At 66.8% G+C, this 19,290-nt stretch carries 14 protein-coding genes and 1 tRNA gene; 5 read left to right on the forward strand and 10 right to left on the reverse strand.

Going from position 1 to position 19,290, the window contains the following annotated elements:
* Positions 1-133: 133 nt before the first annotated feature.
* From FG95_RS02460 to FG95_RS02490, 7 genes are all read right to left on the reverse strand, one after another.
* A complete protein-coding gene (locus FG95_RS02460) occupies positions 134-1,462 on the reverse strand; it encodes a PAS domain-containing protein (protein ID WP_037553734.1) in 1,329 nt (442 codons plus the stop codon).
* Positions 1,463-1,561: 99 nt separating this feature from the next.
* Positions 1,562-2,971 carry an efflux transporter outer membrane subunit gene (locus FG95_RS02465; RefSeq protein WP_037553736.1) on the reverse strand — a complete coding sequence of 470 codons (1,410 nt, stop codon included), beginning with the start codon at positions 2,969-2,971 and terminating at the stop codon, positions 1,562-1,564.
* 11 nt (positions 2,972-2,982) lie between these two features.
* On the reverse strand, positions 2,983-6,171 hold the full coding sequence (locus FG95_RS02470) for an efflux RND transporter permease subunit (RefSeq protein ID WP_037553737.1): 3,189 nt from the start codon (positions 6,169-6,171) through the stop codon (positions 2,983-2,985).
* A gap of 152 nt (positions 6,172-6,323) precedes the next feature.
* Positions 6,324-7,595 carry an efflux RND transporter periplasmic adaptor subunit gene (locus tag FG95_RS02475; RefSeq protein ID WP_037553738.1) on the reverse strand — a complete coding sequence of 424 codons (1,272 nt, stop codon included), beginning with the start codon at positions 7,593-7,595 and terminating at the stop codon, positions 6,324-6,326.
* A gap of 459 nt (positions 7,596-8,054) precedes the next feature.
* Positions 8,055-8,675, reverse strand: coding sequence for a TetR/AcrR family transcriptional regulator (locus FG95_RS02480; protein ID WP_052182017.1), 621 nt, complete (start codon positions 8,673-8,675; stop codon positions 8,055-8,057).
* 64 nt (positions 8,676-8,739) lie between these two features.
* On the reverse strand, positions 8,740-9,120 hold the full coding sequence (locus FG95_RS02485; RefSeq protein ID WP_037553740.1) for an OsmC family protein: 381 nt from the start codon (positions 9,118-9,120) through the stop codon (positions 8,740-8,742).
* A gap of 383 nt (positions 9,121-9,503) precedes the next feature.
* Positions 9,504-9,577, reverse strand: a tRNA-Cys gene (locus FG95_RS02490).
* Between the two features lie 247 nt (positions 9,578-9,824).
* Here FG95_RS02490 and FG95_RS02495 point away from each other — a divergent pair.
* The 5 genes from FG95_RS02495 to FG95_RS02515 all read left to right on the forward strand — a co-directional run bounded on the left by FG95_RS02495 (position 9,825) and on the right by FG95_RS02515 (position 16,773).
* A complete protein-coding gene (locus tag FG95_RS02495; RefSeq protein ID WP_037553742.1) occupies positions 9,825-10,487 on the forward strand; it encodes a protein-L-isoaspartate O-methyltransferase family protein in 663 nt (220 codons plus the stop codon).
* A gap of 40 nt (positions 10,488-10,527) precedes the next feature.
* Positions 10,528-12,024 (forward strand): TolC family outer membrane protein, encoded by a 1,497-nt coding sequence (locus FG95_RS02500; RefSeq protein WP_037553832.1) that lies wholly within the window; start codon positions 10,528-10,530, stop codon positions 12,022-12,024.
* Between the two features lie 104 nt (positions 12,025-12,128).
* Complete coding sequence (locus FG95_RS02505; protein ID WP_235211430.1) at positions 12,129-12,530, forward strand: DUF2497 domain-containing protein; 402 nt, start codon at positions 12,129-12,131, stop codon at positions 12,528-12,530.
* Positions 12,531-12,703: 173 nt separating this feature from the next.
* Positions 12,704-15,004, forward strand: a complete 2,301-nt coding sequence (gene parC / locus FG95_RS02510; protein WP_037553746.1) for a DNA topoisomerase IV subunit A — start codon at positions 12,704-12,706, stop codon at positions 15,002-15,004.
* A gap of 89 nt (positions 15,005-15,093) precedes the next feature.
* Entirely contained in the window at positions 15,094-16,773 is a 1,680-nt protein-coding gene (locus FG95_RS02515) for a putative bifunctional diguanylate cyclase/phosphodiesterase (protein WP_235211431.1), read from the forward strand.
* Here the strand turns inward: FG95_RS02515 and FG95_RS02520 are convergent.
* The 3 genes from FG95_RS02520 to FG95_RS02530 are packed head-to-tail and all read right to left on the reverse strand — an operon-like array spanning position 16,746 to position 19,107.
* The gene (locus tag FG95_RS02520) at positions 16,746-17,942 is read right to left on the reverse strand and encodes a CCA tRNA nucleotidyltransferase (protein WP_037553836.1); all 1,197 of its coding nucleotides are present in this window, start codon (positions 17,940-17,942) and stop codon (positions 16,746-16,748) included. The two genes, FG95_RS02515 and FG95_RS02520, sit on opposite strands and share 28 nt — an antisense overlap.
* Positions 17,939-18,523, reverse strand: a complete 585-nt coding sequence (locus FG95_RS02525) for a CoA pyrophosphatase (protein ID WP_152567556.1) — start codon at positions 18,521-18,523, stop codon at positions 17,939-17,941. The genes FG95_RS02520 and FG95_RS02525 overlap by 4 nt, the downstream gene beginning before the upstream one ends.
* On the reverse strand, positions 18,523-19,107 hold the full coding sequence (locus tag FG95_RS02530; RefSeq protein ID WP_037553748.1) for a DUF1285 domain-containing protein: 585 nt from the start codon (positions 19,105-19,107) through the stop codon (positions 18,523-18,525). Before FG95_RS02530 ends, FG95_RS02525 begins: the two co-directional genes overlap by 1 nt.
* Positions 19,108-19,290 lie beyond the last annotated feature (183 nt).

Below are 19,290 nucleotides of genomic sequence, written 5' to 3' on the forward strand. Positions count from 1 at the left end.
CGATCGGCGGGGGTCCGTTCGCTGCGCCTCCTATGCGCCCGAGCGGCGCGCGGCTCAAGGCCTCGTTCGCGGCCCCGCGTAAAAATATTTCAATTTTGGGATTGTCTGTTGCGTGAACGCTATCAAGCGCCGTTCAGCCGCCGGGGGTAATCGCGACCGCCTTTTTCGCGAGTTTCGCGACCAGCGCCGGATCGTCGGCCGCCTTGGCGACGATCCCGATATGGCCGCCGGGCATCGCACGCGCGATCAGCACGACGAATTCGGCGTCGCCGGCATCATGTTCGAGGATCAGTGCGGGCTGCGCGCGGCGCAGCGCTTCGAGCTTCGCGTTCGCCCGCTCGCCGCTCTCAGCCGGCTTGCGGCGCGCACGCGCGTCCTTGACGAGACCCTTGAGCCCGCCCGGATAGCGATCGAGATAGGCGGCGAGTTCGCCGCGACCGACCGCCTGATCCTTTGCGTGGCCGAGCACGCAGGCATATTCGGCGACCCGCGTCTTGTCATAGGCGGCGCCGAAGACCAGCTTCACGATCGGCGTCATCGGCGCGCGATCCTGCACCGTCAGCCCGGCGTCGTCGAGCAGCGCGGCGAAGGCTTCGGGCTGCGCGTCGGCCGCCAGCGCGAAATCCCATGCCTTGCCGACCGCCTGATAGAGCGCACCACGGCTCCGGCTGTCGGCGGCGACGGCCCGCTCGGCGGTTTCGCGCGCGAGCGCGAGCCAGTCGGCGAGTTCGGCGTCCGCGCCCGGATCGGCCGCGACATCGTCGTCGACCGACAGGTCGACAGAAAAATCACCCTCGCCCTGCAGCGCGGCAAAGCCGGGAGCGGCGTCGACATCGTCGCCCAGATGCCCCGAGTCGGGGCCGTCGGCCCACACCGGCACCGGCGCGGTCAGCGGTGCGGCGCTGCGCAGCGCTTGTTCGACCGACAATTGCAGTTCCTCGGCCTGATCGGCGGGGGCCGCTTCCTTCCAGTTGATCACCCCCATGATGAAATCGATCGTGTCGTCGTCGGACGAAAAGGGCAGCAATATGCCGCGGTACATGATCGTGACGCCGCGATCGCTCTCATACTCGGCCTCGAAGCCGATCGGCGCGCGGTTGGCGATGATCTGCAGATAATGGTCGGTCAGGCGTGACAGCAGCGAACGGCCGGGAATCTGGCTGATATAATGGACATCCTCGTCGATCTGCGACTCGGTACGAAGGGTCTCGCCGATATAGGCCAAGCCCGGATTTTCGACGCCCGCGGTAAAGTCGAGCAGCACCGAATAAGGCCCGAAATCGGCGCTCTCGAGATCGAGGTCCTCGACCGAAGGATAAGCGCGATCGCCGAGCAGCGACGCCCAGTAATTATAGGCCCTGACCTGCATCCGCCGTTCATCGACGCCGACCGACGCGGGCGCATCGATCGCCCCATCCTCCTGGTCGTGGCTGCCCGAAAGCAGGCCGCGCATGCTGTCCATCATTTATCCCCAGCCATAAATATCGGTAAACCTTATGCACCGGGACTGGTAAAAGCGGCGTAAACGATGGTGGGGGCGCGGCGCCGGGCCCGCGCAGCCTTAACTCGACCAGCCCCCTGCAAGCGCGCGGAACAGCGCGACTTGGCGCCGCGAGATCTGTCCGTCCTGCGCCGCGAGCACCGCTTCGGTTTCGGCGAAGGTGCGTTCGGCGTCGAGCCATTCGAGCGAATCCGACGCGCCTTCCTGCCGCTTCGCGCGCACGATCCGCGCCGCGCGTTCGGCCTGGTCGCGCGCGGCGCGCAGCGCCTGCCTTTGTTCGAGCGACCGTGCGTAGGACGAGAGCGCCGTCTCGGTCTCCTCGAGCGCGCGCAGCACGGTGCCGTCGAATTCGGCGAGGGACGCCTGCGTGTCGGCCTCGGCCGCCGCGATTCGCGCCCGCGCGGGTTCCTGATTCGGGAAGGCCCAGTTGAGCAAAGGGCCGAGCAGCCAGCGCAGCGGCCCTCCGCCGAACACGTCGCCGAAACCGGTACCGGTCGAGCCCGCCGAAGCGCCGAGCGTGATGCGCGGATAGAGATCCGCCGTCGCGACGCCGATGCGCGCGGTGTCGGCGGCGAGGCGGCGCTCGGCGGCGCGAATGTCGGGACGGCGCTTCAATAGCGCCGCCCCATCACCGACCGGGATGGGATCGGTGATTTCGAGGCTGATGTTGCGGTCGCCCGCGATGGCGGGGAGCGCAGCGGGCGCGCGACCGGTCAGAGTCGCGAGGCGGAAAAGTGCAGCCTGCCGCTCGGCCTCGATGGAGGGAATGTCCGCGGCGCGCTGGTCGCGGAGCGTCGTGATGCGCGCAACGTCGAGCCCGGTCGCCATGCCGACCTCCTTGCGCCGCTCGGTGAGTTTCACCTGCTGATCGAGCAGGTCAACGATCCGCCGCGCGACGTCGAGCCGCGCGGCGCCCGATGCGGCGTCCGCATAGGCTTGCGTCGTATCGGCGGCGACGATCACGCGCACCGCGTCGGCGTTGGCTTCGGCGGCTTCGGCGTCGCCGCGCGCGGCCTCGACCGAACGGCTCACGCGGCCGAACAGGTCGGCCTCATAGGAAATATTGGCGCCGACATCGACGGTCCAATCCTCGCGGTCGGCGCCCGGAAGGCGCTGGCCCGCGGGGTTGCGGCCGTAATTGGCACCCGCGCCGATCTCGCCCTGCGGCAGCCGGTCGGCGCGCGCGCCGCGCAGCGCCGCGCGCGCCCTGGCGATGTTCGCGACCGCAACACGCACATCCGTATTGTTGGCGAGCGCATCGGCAACGAGCCCGTCGAGCACGGGATCGTCATAGAGGCGCCACCAGTCGGCCGCGACGGGCGCGAGCGACACCGCGGGACTGTTCGCCGAAACGAAGGCCCCCGTCGCGGCGGGCGCCGCCGCCGATTGCGGCGCCTTGTAATCGGGGCCGACCGCGCAGGCGGCGAGCGCGAGCGCCGAAGCGGCGGTGACGAGATTGCGGAGCGTCATTGTTTTTCTCCTTATTCCGCGGGCACGGGCAGCGCCGTGCCATGGTCGTCATCTCCGCGCTTGCGCCGCGCGGCGAACCAGTCGCCGAGCGCGCGGCAGACGACGTAGAAGGTCGGCGTGAAGATAAGGCCGAACGCCGTCACCCCGAGCATGCCGAAGAACACCGCAGTGCCGAGCGCTTGGCGCAGTTCCGCGCCCGCCCCGCTCGCGATGAGCAGCGGTACCGCGCCGAGGATGAAGGCAAAGCTCGTCATCAGGATCGGGCGCAGACGGTCGCGCGCGGCGCGCACCGCGGCGTCGATCGGCGACAGCCCGTCCTGTTCCTCGGCCTGCTTGGCGAATTCGACGATCAGGATCGCATTTTTCGCCGCAAGCGCGATGAGCACGACGAGCCCGATCTGCGTCAGGACGTTGTTGTCCATGCCGCGCAGATTCACCCCGATCATCGCCGCGAGCAGACACATCGGCACGATCAGGATGATCGCCAATGGCAGCACGAGGCTTTCATACTGGGCGGCGAGCACGAGGAAGACGAACAGCACCGCGAGCGCGAAGACGATCCCCGCGGTGTTCGCGGCCGCCTTTTGCTGGAAGGCAATGCCCGTCCATTCGGTGCCGTAACCCGCCGGGAGCGACTCGCTCGCGAGCTTTTCCATCGTCGTCAGCGATGCGCCCGACGACGAACCCGGGGCGGTGTCGCCGTCGATCTCGACCGCGGGGAAGAGGTTGTAGCGCGTGACGCGGTACGGCCCCGTGCGGTCCTCGAAGTTCGCGACCGACCCGATCGGCACCATCGCGCCCGAATCGGACCGCGTGCGCAGGTTCGCGATATCGGAGACGCTCTGGCGGAACGGTGCATCGGCCTGCGCGGTGACGCGGTAGGTGCGGCCGAGCAGGTTGAAGTCGTTCACGAAAGCCGAGCCGAGATAGACCTGCAAGGCCTCGAACACCCGCTCGGGCGGGACGCCGAGCGCATTCGCCTTCGCCCGGTCGATGTCGGCGAAAACGCGCGGATTGGTCGGGTCGAAGAAGGTGAAGACGTTCGCAAGGCCGGGGGTCTGGTTCGCCTTGCCGATCAGATTGTTCACCTTGTTCGCAAGCGCCGCATAGCCGTGGCCGCCGCGATCCTGCACGACCATCCGGTAGCCGCCCGCCGAGCCGATGCCTTGGATCAGCGGCGGCGGGATGATCACGATCTGCGCCTCGGTGATGTCGGCGGTGCGCTTGCGCGCCTCGTTGATGATGTCGTCGAACTTGACGCCCAGCTTCTTGCGCTCCTCGAAGGATTTGAGCGGGAAGTAAGCGGCGGCCGAGTTCGGCGCGAGCGTCTGTGACGGGCCGTCGAAGCCCGCGAGCATCACCGACCCGAGCACACCGTCGACGGGCAGCACGCGCCGCGCGACCTTTTGCAGCACTTCGTCGGTGCGTTCGACCGAAGCGCCCGAAGGCAGCTTGGCGACGACGAGGAAATAGCCCTGGTCCTGCGCCGGAATGAACCCTGTCGGCGTCGCCCAGAACAGCCCGGCGGTTGCGGCGATGAGGCCCGCATAGGTGACCATCATCTTTTTGGGCGCGCGCACCAGCCGTGCGGTGAGCCGCGCATAGCCGTCGCTCATCCGCTCGAACGCGCGGTTGAACGCGTCTCCCGCGCGGCGGAGCATCTGCATGCCCCTGCCCTCGTTCGCCGGCGCCGAATGGCCGCGCAGCAGGATCGCCGCGAGTGCCGGCGACAGGGTCAGCGAGAGGATCAGCGAGATGATCGTCGCGGTCGAGATCGTCACCGCGAACTGCTGATAGAAGGCGCCTGACAGGCCGGTGAGGAACAGGGTCGGGACGAACACCGCGCAGAGTACGAGCACGATCGCGACCAATGCCGCCGACACCTCGTCCATTGAGGTGCGCGCGGCTTCGAGCGCCGACATGCCCTTTTCCAGATTGCGCTCGACATTCTCAACGACGACGATCGCGTCATCGACGACGATGCCGATCGCGAGCACGAGCCCGAAGAGCGACAAATTGTTGAGGCTGTAGCCGACCGCCGCGAGCACCGCGAAGGTGCCGATCAGCGACACCGGGATCGCGAGCACCGGAATGATCGCCGCGCGCCATTTCTGCAGGAAGACAAGGATCACGATCACGACGAGCACGACGGCTTCGAGCAGCGTGTCCATCACCGCGTCGATCGACTGGGCGATGAATTCGGTGGGGTTGTAGATGACGCGATATTCGAGGCCCTTGGGGAAATTCTTTGCCGAAGCCGCCATTTCGGCCTCGACCGCTTCGGCGGCGGCGAGCGCGTTCGACCCCGGGCGCTGGAACACCGCCATGATCACGGTCGGGTCGCCCGAGAGATAGGTGTTGCTGTTATAATCCGACGCGCCGAGCTCGACGCGTGCGACGTCCGACACGCGAACCTGCCGTCCGTCGGCATCGCTGCGGATGACGATATTGGCGAAATCCTTGGGATCGGAGAGGCGGCCCTGCGTTTCGACGTTGAGCTGGAAGTCGCTGCCATTGGCATAGGGGGGCTGGCCGAGCGTACCCGCGGCAACCTGCACATTCTCGCGCCGCAGCGCCGCGACGATCTCGCCCGCGGTCAGGTCGAGCGCGGCGGCGCGGCCGGGATCGATCCACACGCGCATCGCATAGTCGCGGCTGCCGAACAGCCGCACGTCGCCGACGCCGTCGATACGGCTCAAACGGTCGCGGAGCTGGGTCAGCGCGTAGTTGGAGATATAGGCGCGATCGAGCGACTTGTCGGGAGAGACGAGGTTCACGACCATCAGGAAGTCGGGCGACGTCTTGCGCGTCACGACGCCGAGGCGCTGCACCGTTTCGGGCAGGCGCGGGGTTGCGATCGCGACGCGGTTCTGCACCAGCACCTGTGCGGCATCGAGGTCGGTGCCGATCTTGAAGGTGACGGTGATCGTGACGACACCGTCGCCGGTCGACTGGCTGCTCATATAGAGCATATTGTCGACGCCGTTGATTTCCTGCTCGATCGGTGCCGCCACCGTGTCGGCGACGGTTTCGGCCGACGCGCCCGGATAGTTGGCGGTCACGGTCACCGTCGGTGGAACGATGTCGGGATATTGCGACACGGGCAGCCCGATATAGGCGACCGCACCGATGATGGTGATGATGACAGCGAGCACGGCCGCGAAGATCGGCCGGTCGATGAAGAAGCGTGATAGGCGCATGGGAGAGCCCCTGTCTGGAAAACTGTTCTGGTCACCCCTCCCGCGTGCGGGAGGGGTAGCGAGACTTGCGAGCTTGCTCGCTTAGTCGCAGCGGGGAGGGCGCGACCACAGGCCCTCCCCCAACCCCTCCCGCAAGCGGGAGGGGAGTTGAGTCACTTCGCGAACGTCGCCTGCGCCGACACCGGTTCGTTCGGACCCGCGGGCGTCTTGTCAGGCGCGTCGGCGGCGATCTTGCCCGCCTTGGTCACCGCCTTGGTACCGGGCCGTGCGAACTGATAGCCGTTGATGACGACCTGGTCGGCGGGCGTCAGGCCCGAACGGATGACGCGCAGCCCGTCGACTTCGGGGCCGATCTCGACCGGCTTCGCCGCGACCATGCCGTCCTTACCGACGACATAGACGATCTTGCGCGCCTGATCGGTCTGCACCGCGGCGGCGGGGACGAGCAGCGCGCGCGCCGTCTGGCCCGTCGACAGGCGCATGTTGCCGAACATGCCCGGGGTCAGGAACATCTCGGGATTGTCGAAGCGGCCGCGCGCACGAATCGTGCCCGAGCGTGGATCGAGGCCATTGTCGGTGAAGTCGATCCGGCCCTTCCAGCGATAGTCATTTTCGTCCTGCAGCCGGACTTCGACGTCGGCGCCCTTCTGGCCCCCTTCGCGCTTGGTCTTGAGGAACAGCGCCTCCGACCCCTGGAAGGTGAAATAGATCGGATCGAGCGCGTTGATCGTCGTGAGCAGGGTACCGCCGGCATCGCCCGCCGATACGAGGTTACCCGCGTCGATCCGGCGATCCGCGATGCGGCCGCTCAAGGGCGCGCGCACGGTGGTGAATTCGACATCGAGCGAGCGCGCCGCGATGCGGGCGTCGGCCCCCGCGAGCGCCGCGGTCGCCGCATTGACCGTTGCCCGGAGCCGGTCGATCTCGCTCTGCGACACCGCCTCGATATCGACGAGGCGGCTGGCGCGGTCGAGCTCGAGCCTTGCGAGCGCCAGGTCGCTCCGCGCGCTCGCCGCCGACGCGCGCGCTTCGGCGAGCGCGGCGCGATAGGGACGCGGGTCGATGGTGAAGAGCGGCTGGCCCTTGCGCACGATCTGGCCGTCGGTGAAGTGGATCGCGGTGATTGCGCCCGAGACGCGCGGACGCACCTCGACCGCCTTCGACGCTTCGAAGCGGCCGATATATTCATCCCAAAGGGTCACGTCGCGCGCGATCGGTGCGGCGACGGTGAGCACCGGCGCGGGCGCGGCGGCCGCCGGCGGCGCGCCGTCGCGAAGCAGCCACCAGGCGCCGACGACCAGCACGAGGAACGCGCCGATCCACGCGGCACGCCGGCCGCGCGCGGGATGGAGGAGGGTCTTGAGTTCGCGGCGGACCTTCGCATCGGCGGGGTCGAGCTTTTCGATCGGTGTGTGGACGGTCATGGATAGCCCTCTTCTTTTCGTTGGTTTCGGCTGCCTGCGCCCCGGGGGAGGGGAGAGGAGGCGCAGGCGGCCGATGCCGGAAGCGCATGCCCCCGGCTGGTGTCACACATGGTCCTTGTTGCCGGAGCGCCTCTTCGAAGAGGAGGACCGCTCCGTCCCGTCACACGCATCCCCTGCGCGCGCGGGGTCCCTGTTTATATCTTGCGGGCAAACGCCACCGGGCGTCCGGCCGGAACAGGACTCGCTCCCGGGAAAATATTCGATGGTGAAACTTCCGGCCGCCACATGGTTTTTGCCAGGCGGCGGCCGGTCCCGGGGGAGAGCCCCTTTTGTATACTGAGTGGTATATAAGTTATGTTGCGCTGCGTCAAGCGCATTCTGTACCGGGCAGTAAAATTTTTCTTTCGAAGCCTTTACCGAAGAAGTGGGTGTCGGTTTTTCGGCGGCGCAATTCTCAGATCAACGCCCCGGCCACAGCTTCAGGCTGGTTTCGACCAGCCGTTCGAGCTCGGCGCGCGTCGCGCCCGCGCCCGCCTGCACCGACATGCCCTGATTGACCGCGGTCAGAAAGGCCGCCAGCCCTTCGGCGTCGGTGTCGGGCGGAAAGTCGCCCTCTTCCTTGGCACGCGCAAAGCGTTCGAGCATCGCGCGCTTCGCCGCCGCGCCGCGTTCGAGCACCGCCTCGCGGATGCACTCCGCCTCCGCGCCGCACGCGACCGAAGTGATCACGCCGAGACACCCGTTCGGATTCTCGGGGCAGGTGTACATGTCGAGCGCGCCGTACATCAGCCGCTCCGCGACCCCGCGCGCGGTCGGCGCGTCGAGCGCGGCGCGCATATAGTCGGCCTTTTCGCGCTCATAAAGGTCAAGCGCCTTGTTGAAGAGAGCCTCCTTGTTGCCGAAGGCGGCATAGAGGCTGGGCTTGGTAATCCCCATCGCCTCGGTCAAATCGGCCATCGAGGCGCCTTCATAGCCCTTCGACCAGAAGACGCGCAGCGCCGCCGCCAGCGCCGCATCGACGCAAAATTCGCGCGGGCGACCCTTGTGCGGGGCGGCGGCAGGGGCGGTTTCGATTTCCATAACGGCTGGTATATAAGTGAGGTGGGAAAAAATGTCCAGTGCTGCGCCGGTGAGAGTCAGGATCCTAGCCGAGGCGCGTATCGATCGGCAGCCCGCCCTTCAGCGTCAGCGTCACCGGCGTCCGCTCGGCAATGTCGGCGAGCCGCGCCTTTTGCGCTTCGTCGAGTCCGGCGATCGTCAGCACGCGGTCGATCCGCAGCCCGTCCTTGCTGACGAGCTTCAGCCCGACCTCGACCGATTCGAGCGGCCACTCCTTGCGGTCGGCGTACATGCGCAGTGTAATCGCGGTGCAGGCGCCGAGTCCGGCAAGCAGAAAATCATAGGGTGCCGGACCCAGATTCTGCCCGCCGAGCCCCGGTCCCTCGTCGCCGACCAGCGCGTGGCCGCTGACCTCGATCTCGGTGCGATAATGATCCTTGCCGATGCGGGCGGTTCCGTGGGCCATGACTTGTCCTTCCGTCGAGTTCCGGGAAGCTTCTTTCCCGCCGTGAGGTACCGAGGGCAAGGCCCGCCTTTCGCCGTCTCTTGAATCGATCGCGGAAAACCCTAGATTGCAATCATCGTCAACAAGCGAAAGGAGGTGGTCGAATGTCTCATTGTCCCACGCCGCATGCGGCAGATTTGAGCATGACCGTCCTCGCGGGGGTCAAGCTCGGCTAAGCTGTCCGCGACAGGCACGACAATGGAAGGGCTGTCCCGCAAGGGGCGGCCCTTTGTCGTTGCGGCGACCGTTCCGAAACTGCGATGAAGGCCCCCGCCGTCAGCTTGCCGTCGGGAAAGACGCTATCCCCTGTACGAGGGTGCCATGATATTTTGGGGAAATGTTGTTGGAGGCCCGAGCCGGAATCGAACCGGCGTATACGGATTTGCAGTCCGCTGCGTCACCACTCCGCCATCGGGCCTCAGGCGCTTGAAATGCGTGGAGACAGCGCCCCTAGCGGTTTCATTTGGCACTGGCAATCCGCTTGTTTCGCTATTTCGAATCCATATCGCGCGCGATCCTTGGCCGATGCGGGGTTGGCGGTCCGGCGCCGGCGGGCTATGCGCGCCGCAGCGGGTCGCTCCGCTGTATTACTATTGCAATACAGCGCCGCTTCGGCTAGAGCTGCCCCGCAAAGGCTTAACCCTCAGGGAATCGGAACACGGCTGATGGCGACAAAGTTTAGCGAAATCACGGCGGCGGAGATGCGCTCCGCCATGATCGACAGCCAGCTCAGGACGAACGACGTCATCGATCCCGCGGTGATCGGCGCGATGGCCGTCGTGCCGCGCGAGGCGCATGTGCCCGCCGCGCTCGCCGGCGTCGCCTATATGGACCGCGCGATCGCGCTCGCGAACGGCCGCGCGCTGAATGCCCCGCTCGTCGCCGGCCGCATGCTCGTCGCCGCGGCGGTGCACCCCGGGATGCGCGTCCTGCTCGTCGGCAGCGCGACCGGCTATACCGCGGCGCTGCTCGCGCGCCTCGGCGCCGAAGTCCACGCCGTCGAAGAAGATGCCGAGCTGATGACGACGGCGCAGACAGCAACCGCAGACGCCAATATCCATTGGGTCCAGGGCCCGCTCGCCGCGGGTGCACCCGATGCCGGCCCGTTCGATCGCATCATCGTCGAAGGCGCGATCGAAACGCTGCCCGCCGCGCTCGTCGCGCAGCTCGCCGAGGGGGGCCGGCTCGTGGCGGCGCGCCGCGAAGGCGCGGTCACGCGGTTGGTCGAAGGCGTCAAGGTCGGCGGCACCGTCGCGCTGCGCAGCTTCGCCGACATGGACGTCGCGCCGCTGGCCGGCTTCGCCGCGCCCGCGGGCTTTCAGTTCTGACGACCGGACCCACCCTTCCTTGCTACAGGCTGACACCACGATGACCGATACCGATAAAAAACCGTCCCTTCGTCGTGCCCGCTGGCTTGCCGGCCTTTCGGCGGGCGCGCTGCTGCTGCTGCCGACGGGTGCGCATGCGGAAACATTGCAAGGAGCGCTTGCGAAGGCGTATGAGAATAATCCGACGCTGACCGCTGCGCGGGCCGGCCAGCGCGCGAACGACGAAAATGTCCCGATCCAGAAGAGCTACGGTCTTCCCGACATCGGCACGCAGGCGAGCTATGACGAGAATCTGATCGTTCCGGGCAACAGCTTCAATTCTCCCGCGCGTTCGCTGTCGGCGGGCGCGCAGCTGACGGTGCCGCTCTATCAGGGCGGCGCGGTGCGCAATGCGCTGCGCGCCGCGAAATATCGCGTCGAGGCGGGGCAGGCGGATCTGCGCGCGACCGAGGCGAGCGTCTTCTCGCAGGTGGTCGGCGCCTATATGGACGTCATCCGCGACCAGGCGATCGTCCAGCTCAATCAGAAGAATGTCGCGGTGCTGCGCACCAATTTGCAGGCGACGAGCGACCGGTTCGAGATCGGCGATTTGACGCGCACCGACGTCGCGCAGTCCGAAGCGCGGCTCGCGCTGGCCGAGGGCGATTTGCGCACCGCCGAAGCCAATCTGATCGCCAGCCGCGAGGGCTATATCCGCCTCGTCGGGGAGGCGCCGGTCGATCTGCAGCCGCCGCCGCCGCTTCCGAACCTGCCCGCGACCGCCGAGGATGCGGTCACGGTCGCGCTCACCAGCAATCCCGACATCGAATCGGCGAACGAACTGGTCAACGCGTCGAAGGCCGACATCGGCACCGCCAAGTCGAGCCGGGCGCCCAAAGTGTCGGCGATCGTCAATGGCGGCTACAATAATTACCTCGGATCGCTGAACAGCGGCGTGCCAGGGGTCAGCGTGACGCAAGAGACGTCGAGCGCGGCGGCGGGGGTGCAAGTCACGCTGCCGATCTTCACTGGTGGCCGCCGTTCGGCGCAGGTGCGCCAGGCGCAATCGCGCAGCAGCCAGGCGATCGAGCAATATATCGAGGTCGAGCGCGGCGTCATCGCGCAGACGCGCGGCGCTTATGCCGCGTGGCAGGCGAACGAACGTATCATCGCCGCGACGCGGCAGGCGGTGAGCGCGAACGCGCTGTCGCTCGAAGGCGTGCGCGCCGAAAACAGCGTCGGCACGCGGTCGATTCTCGACATTTTGAACGCCGAACAGGAATATCTGAACACGCAGGTGCAGCTCGTCTCGGCGCAGCGTAACAGCTACGTCGCCGCTTTCTCGGTGCTCGCAGCGATGGGCAAGGCCGAGGCGCGCGACCTGGGGCTCGATGGCGGCGCGCTCTATGATCCCGAGGTCAATTACAAGCGCGTGAAGGGCGAGCTGTGGGACTGGGCCGACGATCCGGCGCCGCAACAGGTCGCGAACGATACGCGCGCGGTCCCCGCGGCAAATGCCGGTGTTCCCGAAGGCCCGCCTTCGCTCTCGCCACAATAAGGCTTGGCAAAACGCGCCCTGAATCGATAAGAGAAGGGTTAACCATCCGGTAATCGCGATGGTTTAAGGGGCTTGTTATGGGCGATATGTCGCGGGAACCGTCGATGGAAGATATCTTGTCGTCGATTCGGCGCGTGATCGCTCGCGACGAAACGCCGGGTACGGTGCGCGAAGCGCGTGTCGCCGAAGCCGACGATATTCTCGACCTTCAGGAGCAGGAAGATCGCGCCGCAGCCAAGGAGGCGCCCGAGGCCCGGGAACTGGTCTCCGAAGCGAGCGCCGATGCCGCGCGCCAGTCGCTCGAGGCGTTGACCGCCGCGGTCGCTCCGGCGGCTACCGCAGCGGCGGTCGCCGCACCGCCCACCGCCCCCGGCCGCACGATGGAAGACGTCGTTCTCGACGCGCTGCGCCCGATGCTCAAGGACTGGCTCGACGCCAACCTGCCCCCGCTCGTCGAGGCGATGGTGGCCAAGGAAATCAGCCGGATCACCGGCCGCAAATTCTAGACGCCAATTCCCAACGCGTGCAGCCTTCGGATGCGATAGCCGGATTGCGGCTGCCTTTCCCTCGCGCGGAACCCCGAGAAGAAGCGCGGAAAACGACCTAGCTGCCCCCATATCGCGCCGCGTCGACGCAAGGCTTTGCCTTGGCGCGCCAGCCTTGCTATCGGCTGCGGACAATGGCCAGCACGACAGACGATCTTCCCCCTTCAGAGCCCGGTGACAGCATTGATACCCCGTTCGACAGCGCGCTGTCCGAGCGCTATCTCGTCTATGCGCTGTCGACGATCACCGCGCGCTCGCTGCCCGATCTGCGCGACGGGCTGAAGCCCGTCCACCGCCGCCTGCTGTGGGCGATGCGCGCGATGCGGCTCGACCCGAGCCAGGGCTACAAGAAGTCCGCCCGCGTCGTCGGCGACGTCATCGGCAAGTTCCACCCGCACGGCGACACCGCGGTCTATGACGCGATGGTGCGCCTCGCGCAGGATTTTTCGCTCCGCTATCCGCTCGTCGACGGTCAGGGCAATTTCGGCAATATCGACGGCGATAACGCCGCAGCGTACCGCTATACCGAGGCGCGGCTGACGCGCGTCGCGATCGACCTGATGCAGGGACTCGACGAAGGCACGGTCGATTTCCGTCCGACCTATAATGGCGAGGATGAAGAGCCCGAGATCATGCCGGGGCTGTTCCCGAACCTGCTCGCCAATGGCGCGAGCGGGATTGCGGTCGGCATGGCGACGAACATCCCGCCGCACAATGCGGCCGAGGTGATCGGTGCCGCGCTGCTCCTGATCGAGAATCAGAATGCCGAGCTTTCAGAGCTGCTAGAACATGTGAAGGGCCCCGACTTCCCGACCGGCGGCATCGTCGTCGACAGCGCGGAGACGATCGCGCACGCCTATGAAACCGGACGCGGCGGCTTTCGCGTCCGCGCGCGTTTCTCGACCGGCAAGACTGCCGGCGGCGACTGGGAAGAGAGCGGCATCGAGAAATTATCGGGCGGCACCTGGCAACTCGTCATCAGCGAAATCCCCTATGGCGTCGCCAAGGGCAAGCTGATCGAACAGATCGCGCAGCTGATCGCCGACAAGAAACTCCCGATCCTTGAGGATGTTCGCGACGAGAGCGCCGAGGATCTGCGCATCGTCCTCGAACCCAAAAGCCGCAACGTCGACCCCGAGGTGCTAAAGGAGAGCCTGTTCCGGCTGACCGACCTCGAAAGCCGCTTCGCGCTCAACCTCAACGTCCTCGACGCGACGCGCACGCCCAAGGTGATGGGGCTGAAACAGCTGCTAGCCGAATGGCTGCAGCACCAGATCATCGTCCTCGTTCGCCGCGCGCAGCACCGGATCGACAAGATCGACGACCGGCTCGAACTCGTTGCAGGCTATATTATCGCCTTCCTCAACCTCGACCGGATCATCGAGATCATCCGCACCGAGGATGAGCCCAAGCCGGTGATGATCGAAGAGTTCATCCTGACCGACCGGCAGGCCGAAGCGATCCTCAACATGCGCCTGCGCAGCTTGCGCAAGCTCGAGGAAATGGAGCTCAAGCGCGAGCAGACCGATCTGACCGCCGAGCGTGAGGAACTCGCCAAGCTGGTCGAGAGCCCGGCGCGGCAGAAGACGCGGCTGCGCAAGGACCTCGAAAAGCTCCGCGACGTCTATGGGCTCGAGACCCTGCTCGGCGCGCGGCGCACGACAATCGCCGAAGCCGCGCCGACGCGCGAAATCCCGCTCGATGCGATGATCGAGAAGGAACCGGTGACGGTGATCCTGTCGAAACGCGGCTGGATTCGTGCCCAGCGCGGTCATGTCGCGCTCGACCAGTGGGGCGAGTTCAAGTTCAAGGAAGGCGACGAGCTGCTCTTCGCCGCGCACGCGCAGACGACCGACAAGCTGCTGATCGCCGCGAGCGACGGGCGTTTCTTCACCGTCGGCGCCGACAAATTGCCCGGCGGCCGCGGATTCGGCGAGCCGCTGCGCCTGATGGTCGATATCGACCCCGAGGCGCGAATCGTCGCGATGATCCCCGCGAGCGCCGACGGGCGCTTGCTGCTCGCCTCGACGAGCGGCCACGGTTTCGTCGCGCAGATGAGCGAAGTGGTCGCCGAGACGCGCAAGGGGCGCAACGTCGTCAATCTGAAGCCGAAGGCGGCGCTCGCCGTCGTCCGCTCGATCGGCGTGCAGGACGACAGCGTCGCGGCGGTCGGCGAGAACCGCAAGCTCGTCGTCTTCCCGCTCGCCGAGGTGCCGGTGATGGCGCGCGGCCAGGGCGTCATGCTGCAACGCTATCGCGACGGCGGCCTGTCCGACGCGGTCAGCTTCACCTTTGCCGAAGGTTTGAGCTGGGCGATGGGCGGCGACACCGGCCGGACGCGGACCGAAACCGACCTCGCGCCCTGGCGCGTCGCGCGCGGCGCGGCGGGCCGGATGCCGCCGACCGGTTTTCCGCGGAACAATCGCTTCGGCTGACCGTATTTATAGGTAGCCGTAAATCCCTTCTTTACTTCCCGTGACCTAGGCATTGGGCAATGGGGAAAGGTCGCACAAAACCCTCTGTTATGCCTATTGATCGAACCGGCGAAGACCGGCCCTTGTTGTTCGTCGGCTGGATCGACGCGTTGCCCGTCCCGGCCGCGCTGATCCGACCGATGGCGCGCGGCAATTTCCGGCTTCATGCGAGCAACGCCGCCTTTGACCGGCTCAGCTTGTCGCCCGTCGGCGTCGACGCGCCGATCGAACTGCTCCGCGCGATCGAGCGCGCGTCGCAATATCCCGACGAATCGCAGGAATTCTCGTGCCAGCTCGGCGAAGGACCCGCGGCACGAGATCTGCGCGGATCGATCGGCCCGCTGCCCACCGAATCGGGCGACGACGGGCTTTTCCTGCTGACGCTGATCGACCGGACGCAGGAGATGATGACCGAGCGCAATTTGCGCCGCGAACTCGTCTCCGACAGCCTGACCGGGCTACCCAATCGCGCCGGATTCGAGGAGCTGGTCGAACAGCGCGGCCGCACCGACGGCCCGGGGGGTGACCATGCGATCCTGCTGCTCGACCTCGCCCGGTTCAGCCGCATCAACGAACATATCGGCCCGATGGCAGGCGACGAGCTGATCATCACCGTCGCGCGGCGATTGAAATCGAGTCTGCGCAGCGGCGACATATTGGCGCGCACCGGCGGCGACGAATTCGCCATTTCGACCCGCATCGCGGGCGGCCGCGCCGATGTGCGCGAAATGGCGCGGCGCATCCGCGGCTGCTTCGACCATCCGTTCCGCATCGGTGAATTGAAAGTCAGCGTCGACTGCGCGCTCGGCTGCGCGATTCAGCCCGCGATTGACACCGATATCGCCGATCAGATCCGCCATGCGCAGATCGCGCTCAAGCGCGCCAAGCAGACCGACCGCATCGAAATCTACGAACCCGAAGCCGCGATGCTGTCGGACAATCGCTTCGGACTCGAAACCGAGCTGCGCAACGCGATCGAAGAAGACCGGCTCCACCTCGCCTTTCAGCCGCTGATCGAGCTGTCGAGCGGCCGCGTCGCCGGATTCGAGGCGCTCGCGCGCTGGGACAACAGCAGTGGCCATGCGGTGTCGCCGACCGAATTCATCCCGATCGCCGAGGATTCGGGGCTGATCGTCCCGCTCGGCCAATGGGCGATCGGCAAGGCGGCCGAGGTGCTCGCCGAATGGGACAAGCAGAATGGCGCGGTCGTCGACGCCTATTTCTCGGTCAATGTTTCGGCGATTCAGCTGGTGCGCGACGATGTCGCCGGGGTCGTCCGCCAGGCGCTCGAAAAGCACAGGATCGGCGGCGAACGGCTGATGATCGAGCTCACCGAAAGCGCGATCATCGGCGACCCCGATCTCGCGTTGTCGGTGCTGAGCGAATTGAAGGCGCTCGACGCGCGCGTCGCGATGGACGATTTCGGCACCGGCTATTCGAACCTCGCCTATCTCCAGCGCCTGCCGATCGACGTGCTCAAGATCGACCGCAGCTTCGTCGAACATATGGTCGACGACCGCGACAAGGTCGCGATCGTCCGCACGATCCAGAGCCTCGCCGAAGTGCTGGGCATGCGCACCACCGCCGAGGGGGTCGAGACGACCGACCAGGCGCGGCTGCTATCGGCGCTCGGCTGCGATTTCGGGCAGGGTTTCCTGTTCGCGCGGCCGATGGATGGCAAGGCGGCGCTCGATTATTGGCGTCAGTCGCTGGTGCGCCCGATCTTCTGATCGACGAGCTCGACGACGCGCGACGCGCCGGGAAAATCTTCCGCCACCCATTCGGCCTCGACCGCTTTCAGGATGCGCGCAACCTCGGGGCCCGCGGCGATTCCGCGCGCCACGATGTCGCCCCCCTTCAGCGGCAGCGGAGGAACCGTCCATCCGGACAGGGCTCCGATAGCCGCAGGGTCGCCGGCGAGAAGGTGGACATCGCGCGCGGCTTCGACGCCGATCGCGTGCGCGAGCTGGCGGATCGGGCGCTCGATGTCGGCACGGTGGCCGCCGAGCGCGGCTAGATGCTTGCGCTGCCGCGTCGAGAGACGGAGCCGGCTCGCGACCTGTTCGGTAATCGCCGCGTCGGTCGGCAGCAGCGCCGCGAGGCGGCGGAGCGGCGCGATGGTGGCCGCCGCCGCGCGTTCGTTGGCGATAAGACGGTCGAGCGCGGCCGCGAAACCGGCATCGAGTTCGGGGAGCAGCACTTCGAAAATACCGTCAGCCGCCATCTGGCGCACGATCGCGCGCGGGTCGGGAAGCGAGAGTATCTTGAGCAGTTCGTCGGCGATCCGCTCGCGCGACAGGCTTTTCAGCGACTGGCGCGCGGTCACCACTGCGGCGTGGCTGATCGGGTCGAGGTCGCCGCGCCCGAAACGCGCCGCGAAGCGATAGAAGCGCAGGATACGCAGATGGTCCTCGGCGATGCGCGTCGCGGCATCGCCGATAAAGGCGACCCGCCCCGCGTCGAGGTCGGCCAAGCCCCCGAACCAGTCGTCGATCGCGCCGGTGTCGGGATCGGCATAGAGCGCGTTGATCGTAAAGTCGCGGCGCGCGGCGTCGTCGCGCCAGTCGTCGGCGAAGGCAATCGTCGCACGGCGACCGTCGGTTTCGACATCACGGCGCAGCGTCGTGATCTCATGATGGTCGCCGCTGGCGATCGCGGTGACCGTGCCGTGCGCGATACCCGTCGGGATGACCTTGATATCGGCGGCCGCGAGCCGCCGCGTGACCTCTTCCGGCAACAGCGGGGTCGCGAGATCGATATCGGCGACGGGCAGGCCGAGCAAAGTGTCGCGCACCGCGCCGCCGACGGCCTTGACCGCGCCGCCGCCGGCGGTCAGCGCGGCGACGATCCGGCGCAGCCCCGGACGCTCGCGCCATTCAGCGGGGGGGAGCCGCGTCACCGGTGCCATCCTGCCGGCAAGCGCCGCGCCAGATTGATGATGATTCCCGCCGTCACGCCCCAGATCCGCCGCCCCTGCCAGTCCATGTCATAATAATGGCGGTCGTGCCCCTGAAAATTCGCGTGCTGGCGCGCATAATTGTCGGGGTCGAAGAGGATGTCGAGCGGCACCTCGAACCAGTCCTCGACCTCGTCGGGATTGGGATCGAAGGCGAGGTCGGGCGGGATCACGCCGAGCACCGGGGTGATCCGATAGCCGCTGCCCGACTGGTAGGGTTCGGTCGCGCCCGCGATCATCACGTCGCGGCGATTGAGGCCAATCTCTTCTTCGGCTTCGCGCAGCGCCGCATCGATCGCGTCGCGGTCGCCCGGATCGATCTTGCCGCCCGGAAAGGCGACCTGTCCCGCGTGGCTGCGCAGCCACTGCGGGCGCTGGGTGAGGATGACGCCGGGATCGGCGCGGTCGGTGAAGGCGATGAGCACCGCGGCGTCGCGCAGCGTCGGTGTCCCGAGATAGGCCTCGTCCTCGCCCGGATCAGGCAGCAGATTGTCGAGCGCGTCGCGCAATTTCTTCGACAGCATCAGGCGTCCACCAACGGGAAGCACGTGCCGTTCGACCAGATCGCGGGCGGCTCTCCTCCCTCGGCCAGCGCCAGCTCGACGATCTCGTAATAGAGCGCGCGGTCGATCCGCGCCTCGAGCCCGTTGCCGATCGCGCCTCGGACGTGCAGCCGCGGGTCGGGATTGTCGGCGTCGCGGCCGAAGCCCAGCGGGTGGTCGGCCCCCGCCATCACAAGGTCGTCAGTATCGAGACGGAAGACGAGCTTGCGATCTTCCTCCTCGCCTTCGCTCTTCATCTCGACGGCGCGGAAAGGCGTGTCCTCGATCGCGATCGCGAGCTTTTCGGTCGGAGTGACGAGGACGTGGCCGCCATCGGGCTCGCGGCGCAGGATCGTCGAGAAGAGCCTGACCATCGCGGGCCGGTTGATCCGTCCGCCTTCATGATACCAGCTGCCGTCGGCGCGGATTTCCATCGCGCTGTCGCCGGTGCGTTCGGGATGCCAGCTTTCGACCGGCGGCAGCTTGCGCTCGGCAAGCAGCTCGGCGGCCTCGGTCAGCGAAAGCTGCGAGAAGTCTTTGGGAAGCGATGGTGGCGGTGTGACCATCCATCCGACATAGGAATGTGGGTGCGCAAGTAAAGGCACCCCATGCCGACACGCACGGGATTCGCGGCGGGGAAGACCATCAGAAAACTGCGCAACTTCATTCGCGATTGCAATTTGTATCGACTTGCTGACGTGCTCCCCCGCGAAAGCCGCGGCCCATTTTACGGCAGACGCGACCCTCTG

This window comes from Sphingopyxis sp. LC363 (assembly GCF_000756385.1).
In the GTDB taxonomy this organism is placed as follows: domain Bacteria; phylum Pseudomonadota; class Alphaproteobacteria; order Sphingomonadales; family Sphingomonadaceae; genus Sphingopyxis.